General features: G+C 38.1%; 19 protein-coding genes. 4 read left to right on the forward strand and 15 right to left on the reverse strand.

The window, feature by feature from the left end; all coding sequences use genetic code 11:
• The 10 genes from A5844_RS14090 to uvrB form a co-directional block, all read right to left on the reverse strand.
• A partial coding sequence (locus A5844_RS14090; protein WP_218776162.1) for a helix-turn-helix domain-containing protein occupies window positions 1-507 on the reverse strand: 507 nt, incomplete at its 3' end.
• Between the two features lie 558 nt (window positions 508-1,065).
• Window positions 1,066-1,371 carry a hypothetical protein gene (locus A5844_RS02325; protein WP_086283548.1) on the reverse strand — a complete coding sequence of 102 codons (306 nt, stop codon included), beginning with the start codon at window positions 1,369-1,371 and terminating at the stop codon, window positions 1,066-1,068.
• A gap of 297 nt (window positions 1,372-1,668) precedes the next feature.
• Window positions 1,669-2,244, reverse strand: coding sequence for a hypothetical protein (locus A5844_RS02330; protein ID WP_086283551.1), 576 nt, complete (start codon window positions 2,242-2,244; stop codon window positions 1,669-1,671).
• A 227-nt stretch (window positions 2,245-2,471) separates the two neighbouring features.
• Window positions 2,472-3,407 carry a DNA-binding protein WhiA gene (whiA, locus tag A5844_RS02335; RefSeq protein ID WP_086283553.1) on the reverse strand — a complete coding sequence of 312 codons (936 nt, stop codon included), beginning with the start codon at window positions 3,405-3,407 and terminating at the stop codon, window positions 2,472-2,474.
• Window positions 3,408-3,442: 35 nt separating this feature from the next.
• Window positions 3,443-4,441: a gluconeogenesis factor YvcK family protein gene (locus A5844_RS02340; protein ID WP_161972805.1), complete on the reverse strand. Its 999-nt coding sequence runs from the start codon at window positions 4,439-4,441 to the stop codon at window positions 3,443-3,445.
• The gene (rapZ, locus tag A5844_RS02345) at window positions 4,438-5,322 is read right to left on the reverse strand and encodes an RNase adapter RapZ (RefSeq protein ID WP_086283555.1); all 885 of its coding nucleotides are present in this window, start codon (window positions 5,320-5,322) and stop codon (window positions 4,438-4,440) included. Before rapZ ends, A5844_RS02340 begins: the two co-directional genes overlap by 4 nt.
• A gap of 150 nt (window positions 5,323-5,472) precedes the next feature.
• On the reverse strand, window positions 5,473-6,195 hold the full coding sequence (locus A5844_RS02350) for an amino acid racemase (protein WP_086283558.1): 723 nt from the start codon (window positions 6,193-6,195) through the stop codon (window positions 5,473-5,475).
• A 3-nt stretch (window positions 6,196-6,198) separates the two neighbouring features.
• Window positions 6,199-7,464: a D-aspartate ligase gene (locus A5844_RS02355; protein ID WP_179190540.1), complete on the reverse strand. Its 1,266-nt coding sequence runs from the start codon at window positions 7,462-7,464 to the stop codon at window positions 6,199-6,201.
• Between the two features lie 255 nt (window positions 7,465-7,719).
• Window positions 7,720-10,539, reverse strand: coding sequence for an excinuclease ABC subunit UvrA (uvrA, locus tag A5844_RS02360; protein ID WP_086283562.1), 2,820 nt, complete (start codon window positions 10,537-10,539; stop codon window positions 7,720-7,722).
• 9 nt (window positions 10,540-10,548) lie between these two features.
• Complete coding sequence (uvrB, locus tag A5844_RS02365) at window positions 10,549-12,543, reverse strand: excinuclease ABC subunit UvrB (RefSeq protein WP_086283564.1); 1,995 nt, start codon at window positions 12,541-12,543, stop codon at window positions 10,549-10,551.
• 296 nt (window positions 12,544-12,839) lie between these two features.
• On the opposite strand from uvrB, the gene A5844_RS02370 reads away from it, so the two are divergent.
• Window positions 12,840-14,339, forward strand: a complete 1,500-nt coding sequence (locus A5844_RS02370) for an amino acid ABC transporter substrate-binding protein/permease (protein ID WP_086283566.1) — start codon at window positions 12,840-12,842, stop codon at window positions 14,337-14,339.
• 1 nt (window position 14,340) lies between these two features.
• Complete coding sequence (locus tag A5844_RS02375) at window positions 14,341-15,078, forward strand: amino acid ABC transporter ATP-binding protein (RefSeq protein ID WP_086283568.1); 738 nt, start codon at window positions 14,341-14,343, stop codon at window positions 15,076-15,078.
• 600 nt (window positions 15,079-15,678) lie between these two features.
• On the opposite strand, the gene A5844_RS02380 is transcribed toward A5844_RS02375, so the two are convergent.
• From A5844_RS02380 to lacG, 4 genes are read right to left on the reverse strand one after another with little or no spacing between them, the layout of a single operon-like run.
• Entirely contained in the window at window positions 15,679-17,307 is a 1,629-nt protein-coding gene (locus tag A5844_RS02380) for a glycoside hydrolase family 53 protein (RefSeq protein WP_086283570.1), read from the reverse strand.
• A gap of 17 nt (window positions 17,308-17,324) precedes the next feature.
• Complete coding sequence (locus A5844_RS02385) at window positions 17,325-19,010, reverse strand: PTS lactose transporter subunit IIBC (RefSeq protein WP_086283572.1); 1,686 nt, start codon at window positions 19,008-19,010, stop codon at window positions 17,325-17,327.
• An 18-nt stretch (window positions 19,011-19,028) separates the two neighbouring features.
• The gene (locus A5844_RS02390) at window positions 19,029-19,340 is read right to left on the reverse strand and encodes a PTS sugar transporter subunit IIA (protein WP_086283574.1); all 312 of its coding nucleotides are present in this window, start codon (window positions 19,338-19,340) and stop codon (window positions 19,029-19,031) included.
• Window positions 19,341-19,354: 14 nt separating this feature from the next.
• Window positions 19,355-20,755, reverse strand: a complete 1,401-nt coding sequence (lacG, locus tag A5844_RS02395) for a 6-phospho-beta-galactosidase (protein ID WP_086283576.1) — start codon at window positions 20,753-20,755, stop codon at window positions 19,355-19,357.
• Between the two features lie 226 nt (window positions 20,756-20,981).
• On the opposite strand from lacG, the gene A5844_RS02400 reads away from it, so the two are divergent.
• Both A5844_RS02400 and A5844_RS02405 read left to right on the forward strand, forming a co-directional pair.
• On the forward strand, window positions 20,982-21,758 hold the full coding sequence (locus tag A5844_RS02400) for a DeoR/GlpR family DNA-binding transcription regulator (protein ID WP_086283578.1): 777 nt from the start codon (window positions 20,982-20,984) through the stop codon (window positions 21,756-21,758).
• Between the two features lie 10 nt (window positions 21,759-21,768).
• Window positions 21,769-22,455, forward strand: a complete 687-nt coding sequence (locus tag A5844_RS02405) for an HAD family hydrolase (protein ID WP_086283580.1) — start codon at window positions 21,769-21,771, stop codon at window positions 22,453-22,455.
• A 360-nt stretch (window positions 22,456-22,815) separates the two neighbouring features.
• Here A5844_RS02405 and A5844_RS14095 read toward each other — a convergent pair whose 3' ends face one another.
• Window positions 22,816-22,965: a bacteriocin immunity family protein gene (locus A5844_RS14095; protein ID WP_154670118.1), complete on the reverse strand. Its 150-nt coding sequence runs from the start codon at window positions 22,963-22,965 to the stop codon at window positions 22,816-22,818.
• Window positions 22,966-23,157: the final 192 nt, after the last annotated feature.

Here is a 23,157-nt window from a genome sequence, read left to right on the forward strand (position 1 = left end):
TTCACAAAGTCCTTTTGATGCTATACCATATACCTGTCTCTTATACACATCTAGATGTGTATAAGAGACAGCCTCTTTAAGAGTCGAACCACCTATCAGTTCCTTTTCGATTCTTTTTTCTCGAATCATTCTTACTTCTACCACATCTATGTGCAAATACTCAGCTACCTTAAGAGATTTTTCCCCATTTATTAATAGCGACTCAATATGACTATCTTTGATTTCCATCACACGATCAACTGGTATGTTTAATTTTCTAGAAATATTTTCCAATGTCTCTTTTTGAAGAATATTCTCAATCACATCTCTATTCTTTATATCAGTGACCAGTTTTGTATTTACTCCAAATTTTCGAGCGATTTCTTTTCTCGTTTTCCCTAGTTTCACTTCTTCCAAAACTTGTTGTTGTTGTTCTGGTGTAAGTTTTTTCCTCCGTGTTTGCTTTATTCCATGTGTTTTTTTTATTTTGTGTGATCGTTTTATTGGCACTGATTTCTTCTCTTTCATAGTCCTGTCTCTTATACACATCTAGATGTGTATAAGAGACAGATTATACATATGTATATACTATAGGCCAATTTTTTTTAAGATAAAAAAAGATGGATTGGGGTCTACTTTTCTTTCATCAATTATCACATGAAAATATGAAAAACGGGGCTGTGGCGTAAGTCTCTAACAGAAAATCGTTCATTACAAGCTATTTTTCAGGAAAAATAAAGAAGCATAATGACTGCCTATACTTCCAATATTTAATCCTGAAAGAACTAAATAAGCGCAACCTAATTATATGAATCCACTTACTTTGGATCTATCTACTTCATTTTCTCCAAAAGAAAATCATCTTGTTGTTTTCATTCTTCTGTCACCCCACCATGATTCAACATGAAAAATATGATCAATAAAATATAAAGCTTCATTACTTCTCTTCCATAATGATGGGGTTTCTCTTTAATCACATCATTTAACAAGGAGCCTGTTTTCCAATTTTCATTGAAGCTTTTAAAAAGTTTAATAAAGTAATTTGAAGTCTAATCTGAGATTATTCTTCCACTCTTAAAAAGAACATTATCGTCCTTTTATCGGTTGAATACGTGATGAAGATGTCTTGTTGATTATTTGTTTGATATTTTCAATTTTCGCCTTCTCTTTAGCTATCTTTTCAATTTCCTTTATGCTTTTTAACTTTTTTTCCAGCTCTCTTCTTTCTTCAGTTATCCTCTTTTTCATTTTATATTCTTGATCTCTACTCAATATAGTTCTAACACTATTTTGATTCACTCCATATTTTTCAGAAAGTCTTTCTACGTTCAGTTTCCCCCTTTCAGAGGCAATCTTTTCTTTTGTTTTTTTTGTGATTTTTTCATGCTTCACTCTAGGTCTCCTCCTACGATATATTCTCTCATGCATGCTACGGACTAAGGTATATTTCACACTTAATGAATTGGATATTTGTTTATCTGTTTGGCACTTGCGAATCAAATTTTGCACTTTTATTGTCTCTTCATCAGATAGACACTCATACGTGCCTCTTCCAGATTATCCTTCCTCTCTTAAAAAGAACATTATCGTCCTTTTATCGGCTGAATACGTGATGAAGAGGTGCTGATTATTTGTTGGATATATTTTCTTTCTGCCTTCTTTTTAGCTGCTTCTGTCTCTTATACACATCTAGATGTGTATAAGAGACAGGTATAGCATCAAAAGGACTTTGTGAACTGACAACTGAAAATCATGAGCCACTTCTTCCAAACGTTTAGTCATTGCGTGTTGCCGGATAGCATTTTCTAGAATAGCAAAAACTTCTTTATTTGATAAATGCCACTTTGTTGCAACTACTTCAACAGGTGAGTAATTGAACAACTCTTTTTCAATCATTTTATTTCGAAACACTTCAATTTCCTGTTTATCCACAAGGAGATCTTCAGCCAGTTTATCAATTGCTGTACCTCTTATCAATTCCAACTCGATGTGACTATCTCTGATTTCCCTCACCCGCTCGAGCGACATATTCAGTTCTTGAGTAATCTCTTTCAAGCCTGCACCTTTTTGAATATGCTTCATTACCTGATTTCTTTTTAACCTATACACCAAATCTTTGCCTACTTTGTTTTTTTTGATTATTTCATCTGTCTGTTTTCCTTCTTTCACTTCCTCCAAAATTTTTTTTCGACGTTCCTGTCGTTTTACCCGCGAAAGATAATCACTTTGTGGTCTTTTTTTTGATGTGGATTTCTGTTCTTCCATATTGTTGATCCCTCCTTAGTCAGTCCCCTCCAACTTATTATAATTTTAATTATGTACTTTATAAGCCAATTTTTTATTGAAAATAAAAAAAGGAGGACTAGGAACTTAATGACTTCTCTTTCATTCTTTCCTAAACGAAAGAAAGAGAAGCACTAGGTTGTTCCAGTCCTCTTATGCAATGTTTTTTTCTGTATTGGTTTATTCTCCTTATTTATAGTATTCCCACACTAAGATGCTTGTTCTCTTAACTTCTCAGCAAATTCATTGATTTTTCGTATGCGATGATTGATTCCTGATTTAGAGATGGCGCCTGAAGGAATCATTTCCCCTAATTCTTTCAAACTCACTTCCGGATGTTGCAAACGTAGTTCCGCAATTTCTTGCAGTTTTTCGGGCAACGCGTGTAATCCTACTTTCGCTTCGATCAATTCAATATTTTCGATTTGTTTTGATGCGGCATCAATAGTTTTGTTTAGATTAGCTGTTTCACAATTCACTAACCGATTGACTGAATTTCTCATATCCCGAACAATACGAACATCTTCAAATCTTAACATCGAATTCGTTGCACCGATCAATGTTAAGAAGTCAGCGATCTTTTCAGCCCCTTTAAGATAAGAGATGTATCCATTACGTCTTTCAAGTGTTCGAGCATGAAGACCATAATAATTCAACATATTACAGATATCTTGATTATGTTGTTCATAAATAGAAAATATCTCTAAATGATACCGACTAGTTTCTGGGTTATTAACTGACCCAGAAGCCATAAATGCGCCTCTCAAATAAGAACGCATTTTTTGTGCATTTCCCATGATTTCATCTGAAACATGTCCATTGAACATCATGCCATCCATGATATCTAAGTCTGTCAACACATTTTTTGTTCCTTGTTTCAAGCGAACAATGTAGACATTATTCTTTTTTAATTTCATCTTTTTGCGTACCAGTAATTCGCTACGAACCTGATAATGGTCTTTCAGAAGAGAATAGATACGTCTTGCTATTGCGGCATTTTCAGTCTGCACATTCAGGATAAATTGCTGATTTACGAGACCTAAGGACCCATTCATACGCAATAGTGCTGCTAACTCTGCTTTCGCATGTTCTCTATGGACTTCTAATCCAGTCAATTCTTTTTTTACGTCTGCTGCAAATGACATGTTAGCCGCCTCCTTCCATAAAAAATGATGCGTTATTAATTTTTTGAACCAAAAACAAGGCGGAAAAGTTCTTCAACTACTTTTTCTCCGTCATGAAAGACCCCACCATTTTTTAATTCCAAAAAGTCCGTAGAGATAACCCGGCAACTCTCACTTCTTAAACCGTTGAAATCATGGGCCACTTGCACGAGGTATTCATCATAAATAGCTGGATCCATATAATCTTCAGGTACTTTCTCTGTATTGACTAGTACCGTATCAATAAAAGGCTGATGTAAATGTTGATGCAATACACGAATGTGATCTGCATCACTAAAATGTTCAGTCTCCCCTTTTTGCGTCATGATATTGCAAATATATACTACTTCTGCGGGTGTCTGAATCATGGCTTCCCCAATCTCTGGGATAACTAAATTGGGTAAGATACTGGTAAATAAACTGCCTGGTCCTAATACAACCATGTCCGCTTCCATGATTGCAGTCACCACTTTTCGTGCAGCTTTGGCTTCGCTTTGATCTTCTGTATTACGAACATACACATGATCGATCGTCTTGCGATCAAGCGCAATTTTTGATTCACCGATAGCAGTTGTTCCATCTTTAAAAACAGCATGTAAGGTCAAGGGTGTTTCTGAAGACGGATAAATATGGCCGTCTACGTGCATCATTCGAGCCAATAGTTGGATTGCTTCATAGGTACTGCCCCTCATTTCTGATACAGCTGCAATGATCAAATTCCCAATCGTATGGTTCGCTAAAAATTGATCTTCTTTTTTGAAACGATACTGGAAAATATCTTCATAGAATTGCGGCATATCAGATAAAGAAACTAATACATTACGTAAATCACCTGGTGGAGCCATAGCAATCGATTTGCGGATCTCACCACTACTGCCGCCGTCATCTGCGACCGTCACAATTGCCGTGATATCCGCACCTTGATTTCGTAAGCTTTTCAAGATGACAGGTAGGCCGGTACCTCCACCAACCACAACGATCTTGGGCTTTCGAATACGGTAAGTTTTCATTTTCATGAGCGATTCACCGTCTCTTTTCGTTTGTCTTTGTCTCGATGAGTGACATTCACTTTGTAATTTTCACCCAATGCTTTTGCTAGACGTTGTGTCAATGCAACTGAACGGTGTTGCCCACCCGTACAGCCGATCGCAATAGTCAAACTACTTTTACCTTCTTTGATATAACCAGGCATGACGGTTTTTAATAAGTCCAAAAATTTCAAATAGAAGAGTTCCGTCTCATCAAATGACATGACATAATCATATACAGGTTTATCCATCCCTGTCAGGGGTCGCAGGTCTGAAATGTAATGAGGATTTGGCAAGAAACGAACATCCATGACGATGTCTGAATCGATCGGCAACCCATATTTAAATCCGAAAGAAACAAACTCGATACGAAATCCCTGATCGTCTTTCGTTTTAAATGTCTGATTGATTTTTTCTCTTAATTGTCTAGGTGTTAATGTAGTTGTATCAATGATAACAGAGGCTTGCGCTTTGATATCGTTCAAAATTGCTCGTTCTTTACGGATTCCTTCTGTTACCAAGCCTTCCATGGCCATCGGATGAGTTCTTCTTGTTTCTTTGTAACGAGCGACCAATTCCTCATCAGATGCGTCTAAAAATAAGACAGAAGTATCAATAAAGTTGGTATTCTCGATTTCAATCAACATATTTTGGATCTCTTCAAAAAATGAACGAGAACGTAAATCAACGCCTAAAGCCATTTTTGTGACTTTTCCTGATTCTTTGATCAATTCCCAAAATTTTGGGACTAAAGTTGGTGGCATATTGTCGATACAGAAGTACCCCATATCTTCAAAGCTTTGAATGGCGACGGTTTTACCTGCTCCGCTCATTCCTGTGATGATGACTAGTTGTAAATTATCAGCCATTATTGTGGCCTCCTCTCTTGCTTCTATAAAATTATATCATTCCGGGCGTGTCATTGCTAGTTCATTTTTTTCTAAATAATCTTTTCTGTATAAAACAAGTTGTGGTATATCCCTAGGCATAACACACACCTAGACATATACCACAATCACTTACGGTTTTGCTAAAAATTCTTGACGAGCAACTAATGCTTGCTCGATGGTCCGATCAGCTAAGATCGACTGTGCATCCAACACAGGATAAGGGTTGTCAGTTGTAAATTCTTGAATCAGCGACAGCTCTGTACATCCTAAAATGATTTTTTCACAACCTAGACGTTGAACAGCTTCTTCTAAAATTTCGTAATATAATTCCTTATTTAAATAATCAGATTCTTTGATTTCATGATAAATCAAGTAATTGATTTTTTCTTGGAGTTTTTGATCTGGGATTACTACTTCAAAGCCTTGCTCTCTGACTTCTTTTTCATAGACACCTGCTTTGATACTACCTTGTGTCGCAAAAATAGCTACTTTTCCTACTGTCTGTTGACGTACTAATTCCTTCGCTGCTTCTCTTGGCATATGAAGGATAGGAATATCTGTCGCTGCTTGTAGCTTGTCAAAAAAATAGTGAGCAGTGTTACAAGTCAATACGATGAAATTTGGTCGAAGTAAGTTTTGCTTTTTGACATCGTCCAATAAATAGGGCATCGGATTTTCTTGCGTACGGTCTAAAATATACGCCGTTCGATCGGGCACTGTGGCATGATTAAACAGAACATAATTCAAATAATCCTGATCTTTGGTAGCAATTGTACGATGATTGATCAGGCGAATGAAGCTTTCTGTCGCCATCGTTCCCATACCGCCTAAGATACTAAAAAAGTTTTCCATGCACTAGCCTTCTTTCGAATGGAAGTATTTTTTGAACCTTGGAATGTAGTTTCTAAACATATACGTCATCAAGAACCAACGTTTGATTGACCGATCTTTATCATAAAAAACAGTTGTTCCATATCGTTTTTCTTTGATCAATTTTTCAGCAAATTGTTTTTGCGCATTGTCTTTTGCATATTCTAAAAAGACTTTTTTAGGCACACCTAGCCATAATTTTGCTTGGTCGGATTGACCAGTTCCATACGTTGTTCCAGAAAATGGGACTTCATACACTCGGTCTTCTGTTAAGAAACGTGCGAGATTCAAGCCATTCAGTGTGACAAAGAAACTACTTCTTCCTTGACGAAGATTGATTTCAAACAACTTGTATTCTCCATCTCTTGGATCATATTTCATGTCAAAATTAGCAAATCCAGTGTAGTTGATTTTTTCTAAAAAATCTTTGATCGTTTGATAGATTTTTTCGTTATAATCTGGCACGATCACTACATAATTCCCGATAGATGCTGGTGTAGGGTCTTCTAATAGAGGATGTCCTAGACACATCATACGTACTTGATGTTGGCTATCCACATACGCATTCAACACTCTCATATTGCTATCGTCTCCTGGGATGAAGTCTTGGACGATCATCTCACTTGTATACCCTGCTTCATAAATACGGCCTAAGATCAAATCAAATTCAGCGCGATCATTGATGATAAATGCTTTTTTACGTCCTTCAAATTGAACAGATAAATATTCAACACTATTGGCAGGTTTCAAGGCAACTGGAAAGCCAAATGGCAATTCTTGTTCTAACTTCCCATTGATAAGCATTTCTTTGCGGACAATGAGTGTCTTAGGATACGGCAGTTGATACTCTTCACATATTTCATAAAAGCTAACTTTATTGATCAAACGTGCAAATAAGGAATAATCAATATAAGGGCAAATAAAGTTTGCCGATAATTCTTCTTTGTGCTGAGAGATCAATTCTGCATAGCCATCTCCACAAGCAATCAAAAGATATTTCTTTTCTTTATCTGTATACTTTTCTTTTGCTAAACGTCTCATCGTTTCAATAAATACAGGATCTTTATCAAATCCCGGGATCACTTCTACCTGAACGATCTTACTGTAACGGGTAGGCGCTAGCTGGTTAGAAGCATACGCTTGACAGACCGTTCCATAGGCTTCATGGAAAGAACGAGCCATCCCATATACATTCATGTCGCTACCTAATAAAATAGGAATAAATTCTTCATTCACATTACTATTCATTATTATCTCTCACTTACTTATAATCTCTAGATTTTTTCAATTACACAAGGAATATCATACCATAAAGAAAAAAGCAATCAAAGGAATCTCCTCCGATTGCTCAATTCTTTTTTGAACGGATTGAACTTATAGGAAGTTTTTATCTATACTAATTAGTTTAGAAAGAACTACCATAGCACGTATTCTAGAATAACCTCTCAAAGAAAACAAGACTGCCTCACTTTTTTTAATGCTTTTTTAACTATCTTGAGAAGGTTCTTATATCTCCATCACTTTTTTCAAATATTGTCCTGTATAACTTTCTTTCACTTTGATTAAATCTTCCGGTGTCCCCGTGGCAAGGATCGTTCCGCCACCTTCGCCACCTTCTGGTCCTAAATCGATTAAATGATCTGCTGTTTTGATTACGTCTAGATTATGTTCAATCACTAACACTGTATTACCAGCATCCACTAATCGTTGTAAGACTTGTAACAAACGTGCGATGTCATCGGTATGAAGTCCTGTCGTTGGTTCATCTAAAATATAGAAGTTTTTCCCATTCGAAATCTTATGCAACTCACTAGCAAGTTTCATCCGTTGCGCTTCTCCACCTGATAATGTTGTAGCCGGTTGCCCCATCGTAACATAGCCTAACCCCACATCGACGATCGTTTGCAGTTTACGATGGATCTTAGGGATAGGTTGGAAGAATTCGACCGCATCTTCAACTGTCATCTCTAATACATCTGCAATATTTTTCCCTTTATAGTGAACTTCTAGCGTTTCAGAATTGTATCGTTTGCCATGACAAACTTCACAAGGGACATAGACATCTGGTAAAAAATGCATTTCGATTTTGATGATCCCATCTCCACGACAAGCTTCACAACGACCACCTTTGACATTAAAACTGAAACGTCCTTTTTTATACCCGCGCATTTTTGCTTCATTTGTTTGCGCAAAAAGGTCACGAATGTCGTCAAATACACTGGTATAAGTCGCTGGATTACTTCGTGGTGTCCGACCGATCGGACTTTGATCGATATCGATGATTTTTTCGATGCCTTCGTATCCTGAGATTGTTTTATATTTCCCTGGTTTAGCTGAATTCCGGTTGATCTTTTGAGCCAATGCTTTTTTCAAGATCCCATTAACTAAGGTACTCTTCCCAGAACCTGATACCCCAGTCACAGCCACAAATTCACCTAAAGGAAAGTCAACAGAAATATTTTTTAAGTTGTTTTCAGAAGCACCTGTGATCCTAATGGCTTTGCCGGTTCCTTTTCGGCGTGTTTTTGGTACGGGGATTTTCTTTTTCCCAGACAAATATTGGCCAGTGAGTGAATGTTCATCTTTCGCCACTTCTTCAGGAGTTCCTGCCGAAACGATCTCGCCACCCTCGTGACCGGCACCTGGACCGACATCAATCAAATAATCGGCTGCACGCATCGTATCTTCATCGTGTTCTACAACTACCAATGTGTTCCCAAGATCTCGCATTTTCTTCAATGAACCGATCAATCGGTCATTATCCCGTTGATGTAATCCAATCGAAGGTTCATCCAAAATGTAAAGAACGCCAGATAAATTAGAACCGATTTGCGTAGCTAAACGAATCCGTTGCGCTTCCCCACCGGATAATGTCCCAGAAGCACGGCTCAACGTCAAGTAATCTAACCCTACATTTTCTAAGAAAGACAAACGGTCATTCACTTCTTTTAGGATCGGACGTGCTATCACTTTTTCTTGTTCTGAAAGTGTTAGATTTTTGAAAAAGTCCACTGCATGCTGAATCGATAATTCATTCGTTTGTCCTATATTGGTTCCATTGATTTGGACAGATAAAGCTTGTGGGTTCAACCGATAACCTTTACATGTTTGACATGTCAACTCTGTCATATATTGACGCATTTGTTCTCTTGTAAAATCACTATTCGTATCATGGAAACGACGTTTGATATTCGTCATAACTCCTTCAAAAGAGGTTTCTACATCTCTTACGCCACCAAAGTCATTCTCATAGTGGAAATGAAAATGTTCATCCGTTCCATATAAAATGATTTCTTGATGTTCTTCAGGCAACTCCTCAAACGGTATATCCATACTGATCCCATAGCTCTCACAAGCTTGTTCCAACATTTGCGGATAGTATTGAGAACTGATCGGGTTCCAAGGAACGATAGCTCCTTCAGCTAAAGTTTTCGATTTATCAGGGATCACTAAATCACTATCTACTTCCAGTTTCACCCCTAGTCCATCACAATCTGGGCAAGCTCCAAACGGCGCATTAAAAGAAAATAAACGTGGTTCTAACTCTCCTACAGTAAAGCCACAATATGGGCAGGCATAATGTTCACTAAAGAGCATTTCTTCTTCCCCTACCACGTCGATCAACACATAACCGTCTGCCAAACGTAACGCTGCTTCGATCGAATCGAACAAACGTGAACGTACACCTTCTTTTACGATGATCCGATCGATCACGATCGCAATGTCATGTTTTTTATTTTTCTCTAGTTCAGGGACCTCACTTAAATCATATGTTTCTCCATCTACCCGAACTCTTACATACCCTTCTTTTTGAATACGTTCGAATATTTTTTTATGTTGCCCTTTCTTCTTGACAATAATCGGTGCTAAGATTTGGATCTTCGTTCTTTCTGGAAGTTCCATGACTTTATCCGCCATTTGTTCAACTGATTGACTGGTGATCTCGATATGATCATTTGGGCAGATCGGATGACCAACCCGAGCAAACAATAATCGCAAATAGTCGTTGATTTCTGTGACCGTTCCGACTGTGGAACGAGGATTCTTACTTGTTGTTTTCTGATCGATAGAAATTGCTGGGCTTAAGCCATCGATACTATCCACATCTGGCTTGTCCATTTGCCCAAGAAACTGACGGGCGTATGCGGACAGACTTTCTACATAACGTCGTTGACCTTCTGCATATAATGTATCAAACGCCAATGAGCTTTTTCCTGATCCTGATAATCCTGTGACAACCACAAATTGGTCTCTTGGGATCGTCACATCAATATTTTTCAAATTATGCGCACGTGCGCCATGGATAATGATTTTATCGTTAGCCATATTATCCTCCTACTCAGAAGCCTTTAGTTCAAGAATCATATCACGCACATTCGCTGCTGTCTCGAAATCCAAAGCTTTTGCTGCATCTTTCATTTCTTTTTCTAGCTTCATCAATAAAGTTGCTTTTTCTTCTCTTGTCATTTCTTCATAAGAAACTTGCACAGTTTCTTTTGCGTCATCTTCTGATTCTTTCGTAATGGAGATCAAATCACGGATTTCTTTGATGATCGTTTTTGGAACGATCCCGTGTTCTTCATTATAACGTTGTTGGATACTGCGACGACGTGAAGTCTCGTCCATTGCCAAACGCATGGAGTCGGTGATTCTGTCTGCATACATGATTACTTTTCCATCGGAATTTCGAGCCGCACGACCAATCGTTTGTACCAAGGAACGTTCACTTCGTAAGAACCCTTCTTTATCTGCATCCAAAATCGCCACCAAGGAGACTTCAGGCACATCAAGTCCTTCACGAAGCAAGTTGATTCCAACTAATACATCGAATTCACCTAAACGCAGGTCACGGATAATCTCTGTCCGTTCAAGTGTTTTGATATCACTATGCAAGTATTTCACTTTGATTCCTAGTTCTTTCAAATAATCGGTCAGATCCTCTGACATTTTCTTCGTCAAGGTCGTTACAAATACTCGTTGGTCTTTTTCCACTCGATCATTGATTTCACCAACTAAATCATCTATCTGTCCCATGATTGGACGTACTTCGATCACTGGGTCCAACAATCCTGTTGGACGAATGATTTGCTGGATCACGGTATCCGTTTGTTCATATTCATAAGGTCCTGGTGTCGCAGACACATACACGATTTGATTGACATGTTGTTCGAATTCTTCCAAACGTAACGGACGATTATCTAATGCTGAAGGCAAACGGAAGCCATAATCGACTAACATCTGTTTTCTCGCACGGTCACCGTTATACATCCCTCTGATCTGTGGCATCGTCACATGTGACTCATCCACTACGATCAAGGCATCTTCAGGGAAAAAATCTAAAAGTGTATAAGGCGGTTCGCCTTCTTTACGTCCATCCATATGTCGAGAGTAGTTTTCGATCCCTGAAGTATAGCCCATCTCTAACATCATCTCGATATCATAATTGGTCCGTTGTTCCAAACGTTGTGCTTCTAGTAACTTGTTCTCATTTCGCAGCACAGTCAGACGCTGTTCCAATTCTGCTTTGATGTTTGCTACTGCATGCTCCATATGATCGTCATCCGTGACAAAGTGAGTGGCTGGAAAAATAGCCACATGCTCAGTTTCGCCAAGTACTTCTCCAGTTAGTGCATTCACTTCCCGTATTCGTTCGACTTCATCTCCAAAGAATTCCACACGTAAGGCGCGTTCATCCCTCGAAGCTGGAAAAATCTCCACGACGTCACCGCGCACCCGAAAACGACCGCGCTGAAAATCAATATCATTTCTCTCAAATTGAATACTAACTAGATCACGAATCAATTGATTGCGATCCAGTTCAGCTCCTTGACGGATAGATACTACTTGTTTTTGATACTCAAACGGCGATCCTAAGCCAAAAATACAAGAAACCGAGGCAATCACGATCACGTCGTTGCGCTCCAATAGTGAACTAGTGGCAGAATGACGCAACTTATCAATTTCATCATTGACACTCGAATCTTTTTCAATGTACGTATCGCTGGAAGGTACATAGGCTTCTGGTTGATAATAATCATAGTAAGAAACAAAATACTCAACAGCATTATTGGGAAAAAACTCTTTGAACTCCCCATATAGCTGACCTGCTAAGGTTTTATTATGCGCAATGATCAATGTAGGTTTATTGACTTTCTCGATTAGATTAGAAATCGTATATGTCTTACCTGTACCAGTGGCTCCAAGTAAAATCTGTGCTTTCTTTCCTTTCTTCACACCATCAACAAGCTGATTGATCGCTTCTGGCTGATCTCCAGCCGGCTGGTATTTTGACACCAATTCAAAGTGTCGGGAGGTATCTCTTTCTATCATTTTTCGTCCTCCTTTAAGTTCATTCCTTTTCATTTTACGGTTAACAAAAAGAAAAGGAAAGCAAAGGCATTCCTCATGACTACATTATACCACTACGAACATACTTTCGCTACTTTGAAGTTTTATATATAGTACGTTATTATTCTTCGCAGTTTCCATGTCATGTTTTATTACATCGTTTGTAAGAAATTGACAATTTTTTCATTTAATTTTTCTTGTTATCTTGTCTCAAATATCCTTTTTCGCCTATAATAAGTAAATGCTGAAATTTAACGAAAACTATTAGGAGGTTATTTATGAAAAAAAGACCCATTCTTCAAACATTAATTTTCATAATGACAGGACTTGTTACATTTGCACTACATAGCCCGGTGCAAGCGGACGAGACTCAATCAACAAATACATCAAGCACTGAAACAATGCAAAAAGTCGAACCGAAAAAAGACGTTTATGTGATTGCAAGCGATTCTGCTTTCGCTCCTTTTGAGTTTCAAAATGATAAAGGAGAATATGAAGGAATCGATGTCCAATTGATGGAAGCCATCTCAAAAGCACAAGGGTTCAATCTACGAATGGACTATCGTGGTTTCTCAGCAGCTCTACAAGCTTTAGAGTCTGGTCAAGCAGATGGGATGATCGCTGGAATGACGATCACAGACGAACGTAAACAAAACTTTGACTTTTCAGATCCATATTTTGAAAGTGGTATCCAGATTGCTGTCAAAAAAGGTGATACTTCCATCAAGTCTTACGAAGATTTAAAAGGTAAGACTGTTGGTGCAAAAGTCGGAACGGAAAGTGCCGATTTTCTTGTGGCTCACAAAGATCAATATGGTTACAATATCAAATATTTTGATGCGGCTGACCAGTTATATGACGGTTTGAAAGTTGGGGCGATCGATGCCATGATGGATGATTATCCTGTGATTGGATATGCCATCAAGAACGGACAAGCCTTAGAAACTCCAATTGCCAAAGAATCAGGAGGAGTTTACGGTTTCGCTGTTAAAAAAGGACAAAACCCAGAATTGCTACAAATGTTTAATGAAGGATTAAAAGAATTAAAACGTACTGGTGAGTACGATGCGATCATCAATCAATACATCTCAACCGATGATAGCAAAGTTCCAACTGATAAAGCAGATGAATCAACCTTGATCGGATTGATCAAAAACAATTATCCTGCGCTACTTCGAGGATTAGGACAAACGATTCTCTTAACGCTGATTTCATTTGCACTTGCATTAGTTGTTGGTGTGATTTTCGGATTATTTAGTGTTTCACCAGTTCGCGCCTTGCGTATGGTTGCGAGCATCTATGTAGATATCATCCGAGGAATCCCGATGATGGTACTAGCCTTCTTTATCTTCTTTGGCTTACCTGGTATTGTTGGATTTACGATTCCTGACTTTATCGCTGGGATCATTACGTTGACCTTAAATGCCAGTGCTTATATTGCTGAAATCGTCCGTGGCGGGATCAATGCAGTACCAGTTGGCCAGATGGAAGCTTCTCGAAGCTTAGGATTATCTTACAACCGAACTATGCAAAAAATCATTTTGCCACAGGCATTTAAAATCATGATCCCGTCTTTTGTCAACCAATTCGTGATCTCACTAAAAGATACAACGATCATTTCAGCCATCGGCGTGGTCGAACTATTACAAACTGGTCGTATCATCGTGGCACGAACAACTCAAAGTACGTATGTCTATCTCATCATTGCAGTGATGTACTTAATCTTGATTACTGCATTAACGAAATTAGCCAAAGTATTAGAAAAGAAGGTGAAATAAGATGGCAGAAAAAATCTTAGTCGAACATCTAGTGAAAAAATACGGGGAAAATACTGTCTTGAATGACATCAATGTATCAATCAACGAAGGCGATGTCGTTTGTATCATTGGTCCTTCCGGCTCAGGGAAAAGTACCTTTTTACGATGCTTGAACCGCTTAGAAGAGCCTTCTTCAGGGGATATCATTATCGATGGTGCTCATTTGATGGATAAAAACACCGATATCAACTTGGTTCGTCAACATATCGGTATGGTTTTTCAACATTTCAATCTTTTCCCTCACCTTTCTGTGTTGGAAAACATCATCTTAGCTCCGATGGATCTAAAAAAAGAATCTCGGGCAGAAGCAGAAAAAAAAGCAATCAAACTTTTACAAACAGTCGGACTTGAAGATAAAAAAGATATGTATCCAGACAATCTGTCTGGGGGACAAAAACAACGTGTAGCGATTGCTCGCGCTTTAGCGATGAATCCTGATATCATGTTGTTTGATGAACCAACTTCTGCACTTGATCCTGAAATGGTTGGCGATGTACTGAACGTAATGAAAAAACTAGCAGAGCAAGGCATGACCATGGTGATCGTCACTCACGAAATGGGCTTTGCAAAAGAAGTCGCAAATCGTGTCATGTTCATTGATGGCGGTAACTTCTTAGAAGACGGCACGCCACAACAAATTTTTGAAAATCCTCAAAACGAACGTACGAAAGATTTCTTGGATAAAGTGTTAGACATCTAGTTCATTGAAACAGGCTGCGACATAATCCTGTCTCAACACGAAAGAGCGTGGGACAAAAGCGTTATTTACTTTTGTTTCACGCTCTAAATACATATAAACGGCGGGAGCAGAAGCAACTCTTTCGGAAATAAGCCGAAATTCACAAAAATTTGAAAAGCAATTTTCGTGAATTCCTTCTTATTTCTCGGAGTTAAACGCTTCTGTCCCAGCCTCTTTTTCTATTGTATGCATTTTTCTCTCCCTGTATTTTCCTAGTTTCCTCAAATTTAGGTCCACAATCGTAAAGGTCATGTCAACAATGTCGATCTTCACTCCTTATTCCCCATGTAAATGGAATAGTCGGAACCCAAATTAAGTCTTTAGATAGAAGCACTGGTTTGACATCGATTTTCCGTTTTTCGAATCTAATGATAAAGTGATTTGATCAATGGTATCATTTCTTAAATATAAAAGCACGTTTCTTTTGGTTGAGTTTCGTGACTTTAATCTTACCGATTTATGTGCTTTTTGCGTACTCTAAAACAAAAAAAGTAGAACAATAATCAGATTTCCCCTGACTATTGTCCCACGCTCTTTCATTTTTATTTTAAGAAGAATGAACTAATTCTTAACCAGCGAGACATGATCGATACTAGTCCAACCATTCGCCTGAGCATCTGTATAAAAACCAATTTCACAGGAATGATTCGTAATGGGGATATTTTTGATCGTTACTTTTGTCCACTCCCCATTTTGCGTAATTTTCGTATTCAATTCTTGACCGCCATAATTTTTAACATACATCTGATTCGTTTTGAACGATCCACCAGCCATCGTGTAAGCTGTTAAGGTATATGTCCCGTTACTTAATCCTGTAACCTTCTGATAAGCCGATAATTGATAGTCTTGATCCTCCCAGAAAGTCAAACGGTAATTTCCCGAAAAACCACCTGTTTCCGTTTTAAGGCTATCTGTTTTTGCCCCATTACCATACCATATCGACCAACCAGTAGGAGAAAACGTTCCTCCATCCTTTTCAAAACTTGGATTTTGTAAATAGTTTTGTTGGTTTCCCGCTTCTTTAAATACTTTCAAACTTTCTAATGCATTGCCCTTAAAATCAAACATCGCCTGATTATCCCATTCGTTTCCCATGCCAGACTGAACGCCTAAATACTTCATCCCTGCTGCAGTTGACCAACTGACATTGCCGTTGTACCATAAGGGTTCCCAATAAAAGAAGCCACTTCCTTTATCGCCTGGTACGGCTTGGATACGTGTAACTAAATCAGTCAAATATTCTCCTTGACCTACGATTGTTGCTGGGTATCCACCTGCTGCAGCTTCTGTCGGGCCAAATGCATTGGGCATGGCATCCGCATTTTCTGTAGTATGGCCGTATGCTGTCTCTACGACTACTACCTCTTTATTATACCGAGAAGAGATTGTATTCATTGTAGTCTGCAACTGATTCATTGAACCATGCCAATAAGGATAATAGGAGATTCCGATCAGATCGTAATTCACACCACGTTTAGCGATTTCATCGAACCACCAAGTAAATGCACCTGTATCCCCTCCATCTGCTAGATGGAGCATGATAGGGATCTGTGTAGGCTGCGTGTCCTTCACTCCTTGAATACCTGACTTCAAGAAAGTTGCCAAGCGATCAAACTCACCGCCATCCCCACCCCACGATTTACCGTAAGGCCAAAGCATGCCACTGTTCAATTCATTCCCGATCTGCACCATATCAGGATATACACCGTTATTTTTCATGGTATTCAACGTATTTTTCGTATAGTTATAAAGTGCAGTATTCATCTGTTCAAAGGATAAATCCTTCCATGCCTTGGGTACATTTTGCTTCCCAGGATCTACCCAAAAATCACTATAGTGGAAATCAAGTAAGACACGTAGTCCTAAATTCTTCGCTCTTTTGGCTAAAGCCATCGTTGTCTTCAGGTCATTTGTTCCTGCCCCATAAGAATTACCAGCAGAGTCAAAAGGATTATTCCAAAGTCTTAACCGAACATAATTGACCCCGTTATCTTTTAAAATCTGTAAAGCGTCTTTTTTTATTCCATGATCATAATAACTTGCCCCTGATTTTTCCATATCATCCAGGATCGAAATATCTGCTCCGCGGATCAATTCTTTTGCCCGTACTTGCTCAGAAGTAATGGAGAGACTAGTTAACGTGAATAGTAACCCCAACAAAAAAATCTGCCACCCTTTCACTTTCTTCATTCCATGATCCCTCCATCTTAAAATTGATCTAAAACAAATCGTACAGCTTTTTCAGGATCTCTCGTTAATCCGATATACTCAGCACCTTTTGTTGCGATCAGTTTTATTCCTAAACGATCGGTGTCTTCTTTGATATCTTCATAATAAGAATTCACTTGGGGAGCTAAAACAATCATGTCAAAATCTGCCATCATCTCATAATGAGAACCATATGCTCCCGCCAAAGCACTGATTGGTGCTTGATATTCTTTTGCTCCTTCTGTTAGTGCATTGGCCAACATAGCACTCGTTCCAGCACCTGCACAAAGTACTAATACATTGATTTCTTTTCCTTCTTCCAGAGTTGAAGAAGTTGATGATAAAGCAGGCACTTCATCTGCGGGAACGGTGATCGTCACTGTCATATCTTTAGCTTGAGCTTCCTCTTTTGCTGCTTGTGCCATTTCTTGTTCAACTAAAGTCGCATCATAGGCTTTACAGAATGGATAATAAATCGCAAAGTCAACCAAGATCAAGAGAGCTGCTAAAACAAATGCCATCAGACCCATACCGGTTCCTAAGATCAATCCAATTGGTGCTGGTGTTGCCCAAGGTAGCACATACATAAAACTGTTCATCCCTAGGACATCAACAAAAAACTTAAATAAGCAAACGTTTACAATCGGAGCCAGTAAGAACGGAATAAAGAAATAAGGATTCAAGATCATTGGGGCTGCAAATAGTAAAGGTTCATTTACCGCAAAACTCACTGGGATCACAGAGGCTTTCCCAACTGCTTTTAACTGCTTTGATTTTGCAAATAACAAGAAGATAAAAGGAACAACGAGGGTCGCACCTGTTCCGCCCATTGTACCAACAAAATTACCTAAACCGACTGTCAATACTTTTGAAGCTTGTTCTCCTGAATTAAATAATTGCAAATTGGTTTCCACATTGGCATAGATGATTGCCGCAATTGCTGGTTCTACAATAGATGGTCCGTGGACACCGACAAACCAGAACAGCGCCATTGCTCCCCAGATCACTGCAATTCCTAAATAGCCATCAGCTGCCGTAAATAATGGTTGTAACAACGTAATAATCGCCTCTGCAAAAGAAATACCGAAGACACTACGCACCACTAAATCGATCAACACAGCTGCAAAGACAGAAAAAGAGAAGGGAAAAATATCACGAAATGTTTGAGAGATTGTTCCCGGTACTTCTTTGGGCATTTTGATAGTAATATCTTTCAATACACAAAATTTATATAAGTTCACTGTAATAAAAGCTGCTACAAATGAGGCAAGTAAGCCTTTCGTACCCATATATTCTGTAGAAAAACCACCTTCGATCGGCGAGACACTTAGAAGCAAAAAGCTAACAACAGAGGCTAACATCACAGAAGTCGTATTGATCGTCTTGTTTTTAGGCATATGACGATTCAGTGATTCTGCCAAACATCTAGCTGTCGTTGCTGATACTAATAGTCCGACAACGCCCATCGAATAATTATAAACCTTCCATAACCACGTAGAAACTCCCTCTGGCCACTGATAACCAAAGATCTCAGGAACAGCCGCAATCAAAATAAAAATACTAGAAAACAAGATGGCTGGCATAGCCGTCAAAAAACCATCCCTTACAGCGCCAAGGTAACTATTACGAGAAATTTTTTCAAAAAAAGGTTTGCCTTTTTCGATTTGCTTGATGATCCCATTCATGCTTTTCACTCCTAGTGATTATTTATTTTTATATAGTTCTATAAAATCTTGGATCAGATCTCTTAACAATAAAGTTGTCATCAAATGGTCTTGTCCATGGATAAAAATGAACCCCATATCCATCTCTTTTCCAGAAGCTTCTTCCGCTAATATCTTTGTTTGTGAATTATGTGCCAACGTTAAGTTTTCATCTGCTTCTTTCAATGCTTCTTCGACATGTTCAAAATTTCCTTGTCGAACTTCTCTCAATAATTTCAACAATGTACTACGAGCATCACCTGAGTATGCAACGATTTCAAACCCCAACATTTGTAATTCTTCTTTATTCATGCTAATTCCTCCAGTTAAATAATCGTTTTTGTTTCACTAACAAATTTATACCAATAAGCTGATTCTTTCGGGTAACGTTTTTGTGTTTCAAAATCTACATAAAATAATCCATACCGTTTATTGTAGCCATTAGACCAAGAAAACAGATCCATCAATGACCAAAGAAAATAACCTTTGACGTTGACACCAGCTGAAATCGCCTGACTCAGAGATTCTAAATAGACTTTCAAATAATCGATTCTTGGTTGATCTATGATGATTCCATCTTCAAACTGATCTTTGAAGCCCATCCCATTTTCAGTGATGTAAATTTTTTGATAGTGGGGATAGTCCTCTTTGATCCGTAGTAATAAATCATACAGCCCTTCTGGATAAATCAACCAATCCCAATCTGTTCGAGGAATCCCTTCTTTATAAATTCGTTCTCCAATACCTTTGACTTTATAGACGGACGTCCCTTTATCCCCAGTGCCATTGTGATGGATCTCGTTGTCACCCTCATAAGCTTTGACAAAATGGCATTGATAATGGTTGATCCCCAGATAATCATTGCGATGTGAGGCACGCTTCATTTCTTTAAGATCTTCTTCTGGAAAATGATAAGTCGCTTGATTTGCTTGGCAGATTTCGTCTAAAGCAGACAACGTTCCTTGGGAATAATAACCTAAATAGGTAGCATCCAATAAGAAACGGATCGATAACGCGTCATCTAAAAAAGCAGCATGCTGATCAGCTGGTGAATCAGAAGCAGGATATTTGGTTTCAAGAGAATGGACGACACCGATTTCTCCTTTATAGCCAGAGTCTTTAAAAAGATTGACTACTCTTGCATGCGCATACATCATATTGTGTAGACAAGCAATGATCTTGGTGAAATCATACGTAATACCTGGGGGAAAGATCCCTAATAAATATTGATTCGTTGCTACCGGATAAATCTCATTGAATGTACTCCAATAACGCACTTCCTTAAATTCATCAAAACAAAACTTGGCATAGTCTACGAATGCTTCAACGTTGTCGCGGTTCAAAAAATCATCTTGGTCAAATAAAACCTTTGGTGTATCAAAATGATGTAAAGTCACAAAAGGGATCACGCCCCGCTTTTCACATTCCGCAAAAACTTGATGATAAAAATCTACCCCTTCTCTATTGACTTCTCCTGTTCCTTCAGGAAAGATCCGACTCCAAGCAATCGATAATCGTAAGCCATTCACACCGAATTTCTCACATAATTCAATATCTTTTGCATATTGATGATAAAAATCACTTGCAGGATCTGGACTAAATCTTCCTTGCTTTTCTAAAAATTCATCCCAAGCAACTGCCCCTTTACCGCCTTCTTTTGTTGCACCTTCTACTTGATAAGCCGCAGTGGCTCCTCCAAAAATAAAATCCTCAGGTAATTTAAGCATTTTTTCTCTCCTACCTTGTTTTACATTTATTTTCTAACTAACCGAATTGTAATCGCATTCAAAACATTTGTCAACAAAAACAAACATAACTAATCATATATTTGTCGCAAAAGTTGTCTAAATCTCGTTTATTTGATTATTCACATATTTTTTGTTCGTTTTTGTTTGTTTTATTTGACTGCGCTTTCATCATGTGGTAGATTATGTTTGAATTGGGAGTGATAATATGTTGAAAAGAGAACGCTTATTGACAATTAGCGAAATGGTCAATAAAAAAGGAATTCTCACCGTAAACGAAATCATGGATCAGTTAAAAGTATCGGATATGACCGTTCGGCGTGATCTAGATGAATTAGAAAAATCGGGCAAATTACTTAGAGTGCATGGCGGCGCACAAAGCTTGACCTATACGCTGGATCAAGAATTGTCTCATACTGAAAAATCTGTTATGCAAATTGAGGAAAAGCAACAAATTGCTGCTGCGGCTGCTAGATTGATCAATGACGGAGACACTATTTTCTTAGGTCCGGGGACAACGATTGAATTACTCGCCTCTTTTTTGATTCAACGACGTTTACGGATCATTACAAACAATTATGCTGTTTTTGAAGTGTTAGCTCAAGCAGAAATCCCTGAAATCCTATTGATCGGGGGGGATTTTCGAAAAAATACAGGTGCTTTTGTTGGCCCCATCACCAACGAGAATTTAAGAAAATTAAAATTCACAAAAGCTTTTATCAGTTCGAATGGTGTGCACAATGAAGCAATCTCCACCTATAGTACTGAAGAAGGCGAAGCACAACAAATTGCCTTGAATAATTCAAAAACCAAATATTTGCTCGTTGATAATCAAAAGTTCAATCGTGATGATTTCTATGTTTTTTATAATCTACATGATTTGGATCTTTTGATCACTGACCACCGAGTAAGTCCTAGAGTCAAAGAACATTACTCACAATACGTCCATCTAAAAATTGCTGAACCACTAGCAAATAACGCTTAGGAGAATGATAATGAAAGGAATTATTTTTGATTTTAATGGAACGATGTTCCAAGACTCCCATTTCCATGAAGAAGCTTGGATCCACATGATCCGTCGCTACTCCGATAGACAATTGACAGACGATGAAATTTTAAAACAGATCCATGGTCGAACAAATGATGAAATTCTTCGTTACTTTATTTCTTCTGATCTAACAAATGAAGAGATTGCACGACTATCTTATGAAAAAGAAGCCTACTATCGAAATCTTTGTCAACAACATCCTGAACAACTTGTTTTGACAAAAGGATTGGAAGAAACATTAGATTTATTAAAATATCAAGCAGTCCCATTTACGATTGCCACTGCTACAGTCAAAGAAAACGTTGTTTTTTACTTTGATGTCTTTCATTTAGCTCGCTGGTTTGATTTGAACCAAGTAGTCTTTGATGACGGGTCATTTCCGGGAAAACCTCAACCAGATATTTTTGTTAAAGCCGCTGCAAAACTACACTTAAAACCACAGGACTGTCTCGTAATCGAAGATGCCTATTCTGGTCTGCTAGCAGCTAGACGGGCAGAAATCGGTAGAATCATTGCCATTGACCCTCAAGGAAAAAATCAATCCTTATTTGAAGCTAAAGAAATCAGAAAAGATGCCTTGATCCAAGATTTTACGAATTTCTACACCAATTGTTTTGCTATAGCCAGTATGTAATAATCAATTTTCCTGAAATATATCTTATAGAAAAAGCATCAATCGGTTACTTGAATGATTCTTCTAAAAAGCAAAGACATCTTTTAGAAAAAGCTCTAGACTTCTCCTTCTTTTCATTAAAGCCTTCAAAAGTAAGTAACTAAAAAAGGACTAGAATAATCCTTACACTTGATGTGTAGTGATTACCCTAGTCCTTTTTTAGCATTTATATGAAATGTTTTTTTAATTCAACAATGTTCGCTACCAGCCAGATTATTGAATGCTGTTTCTTCTTTTGAGCCAATTCTACTTTTTCTCCCTAAAACCCTTGATAAAAAACGATCAATCTAAAAATAGGAAATCCTACTCGTTTTTTTTAGTTTAATACCCATACCTTATATTTGATAATGCCGTCAGTTTTTTGAATGTAGCTAACTGACTATCCGTTAAATGAGTTTCGTCTTTTCTCATGACATTAGAAAGAGCAAGATTCATCCGACTTAAAACCAGAGGAACAGAACCCCGTTCCATTATCAATTCACCGTTGCCAAAAATCTATAAATATTTCTAACCAACTATAAAAGTTGTCAGATTTATGTTTATTTCCTGTTTCTACGTGTCCAATTTTGCCACTTGCTCGCTACTCTCGTTTGCTTTAACACTCCGCAGGCGTTAATTCGGATACAACGAATCCTACATATCTATGTTTCTGTTTCAGTAGAA

Source organism: Candidatus Enterococcus wittei, assembly GCF_002140175.1.
In the GTDB taxonomy this organism is placed as follows: domain Bacteria; phylum Bacillota; class Bacilli; order Lactobacillales; family Enterococcaceae; genus Enterococcus_B; species Enterococcus_B wittei.

Excerpts from the sequence above, each read along its gene's own strand:
- A5844_RS02340 (WP_161972805.1), bottom strand. The coding sequence starts at position 4,441 with ATGAAAATGAAAACTTACCGTATTCGAAAGCCCAAGATCGTTGTGGTT.
- A5844_RS14095 (WP_154670118.1), bottom strand. The coding sequence starts at position 22,965 with ATGGAACGGGGTTCTGTTCCTCTGGTTTTAAGTCGGATGAATCTTGCT.
- uvrA (WP_086283562.1), bottom strand. The coding sequence starts at position 10,539 with ATGGCTAACGATAAAATCATTATCCATGGCGCACGTGCGCATAATTTG.
- whiA (WP_086283553.1), bottom strand. The coding sequence starts at position 3,407 with ATGTCATTTGCAGCAGACGTAAAAAAAGAATTGACTGGATTAGAAGTC.
- A5844_RS02350 (WP_086283558.1), bottom strand. The coding sequence starts at position 6,195 with ATGGAAAACTTTTTTAGTATCTTAGGCGGTATGGGAACGATGGCGACA.
- A5844_RS02370 (WP_086283566.1), top strand. The coding sequence starts at position 12,840 with ATGAAAAAAAGACCCATTCTTCAAACATTAATTTTCATAATGACAGGA.
- A5844_RS02330 (WP_086283551.1), bottom strand. The coding sequence starts at position 2,244 with ATGGAAGAACAGAAATCCACATCAAAAAAAAGACCACAAAGTGATTAT.
- A5844_RS02380 (WP_086283570.1), bottom strand. The coding sequence starts at position 17,307 with ATGAAGAAAGTGAAAGGGTGGCAGATTTTTTTGTTGGGGTTACTATTC.
- A5844_RS02375 (WP_086283568.1), top strand. The coding sequence starts at position 14,341 with ATGGCAGAAAAAATCTTAGTCGAACATCTAGTGAAAAAATACGGGGAA.
- A5844_RS02390 (WP_086283574.1), bottom strand. The coding sequence starts at position 19,340 with ATGAATAAAGAAGAATTACAAATGTTGGGGTTTGAAATCGTTGCATAC.
- A5844_RS02385 (WP_086283572.1), bottom strand. The coding sequence starts at position 19,010 with ATGAATGGGATCATCAAGCAAATCGAAAAAGGCAAACCTTTTTTTGAA.
- A5844_RS02400 (WP_086283578.1), top strand. The coding sequence starts at position 20,982 with ATGTTGAAAAGAGAACGCTTATTGACAATTAGCGAAATGGTCAATAAA.
- lacG (WP_086283576.1), bottom strand. The coding sequence starts at position 20,755 with ATGCTTAAATTACCTGAGGATTTTATTTTTGGAGGAGCCACTGCGGCT.
- rapZ (WP_086283555.1), bottom strand. The coding sequence starts at position 5,322 with ATGGCTGATAATTTACAACTAGTCATCATCACAGGAATGAGCGGAGCA.
- uvrB (WP_086283564.1), bottom strand. The coding sequence starts at position 12,543 with ATGATAGAAAGAGATACCTCCCGACACTTTGAATTGGTGTCAAAATAC.
- A5844_RS02405 (WP_086283580.1), top strand. The coding sequence starts at position 21,769 with ATGAAAGGAATTATTTTTGATTTTAATGGAACGATGTTCCAAGACTCC.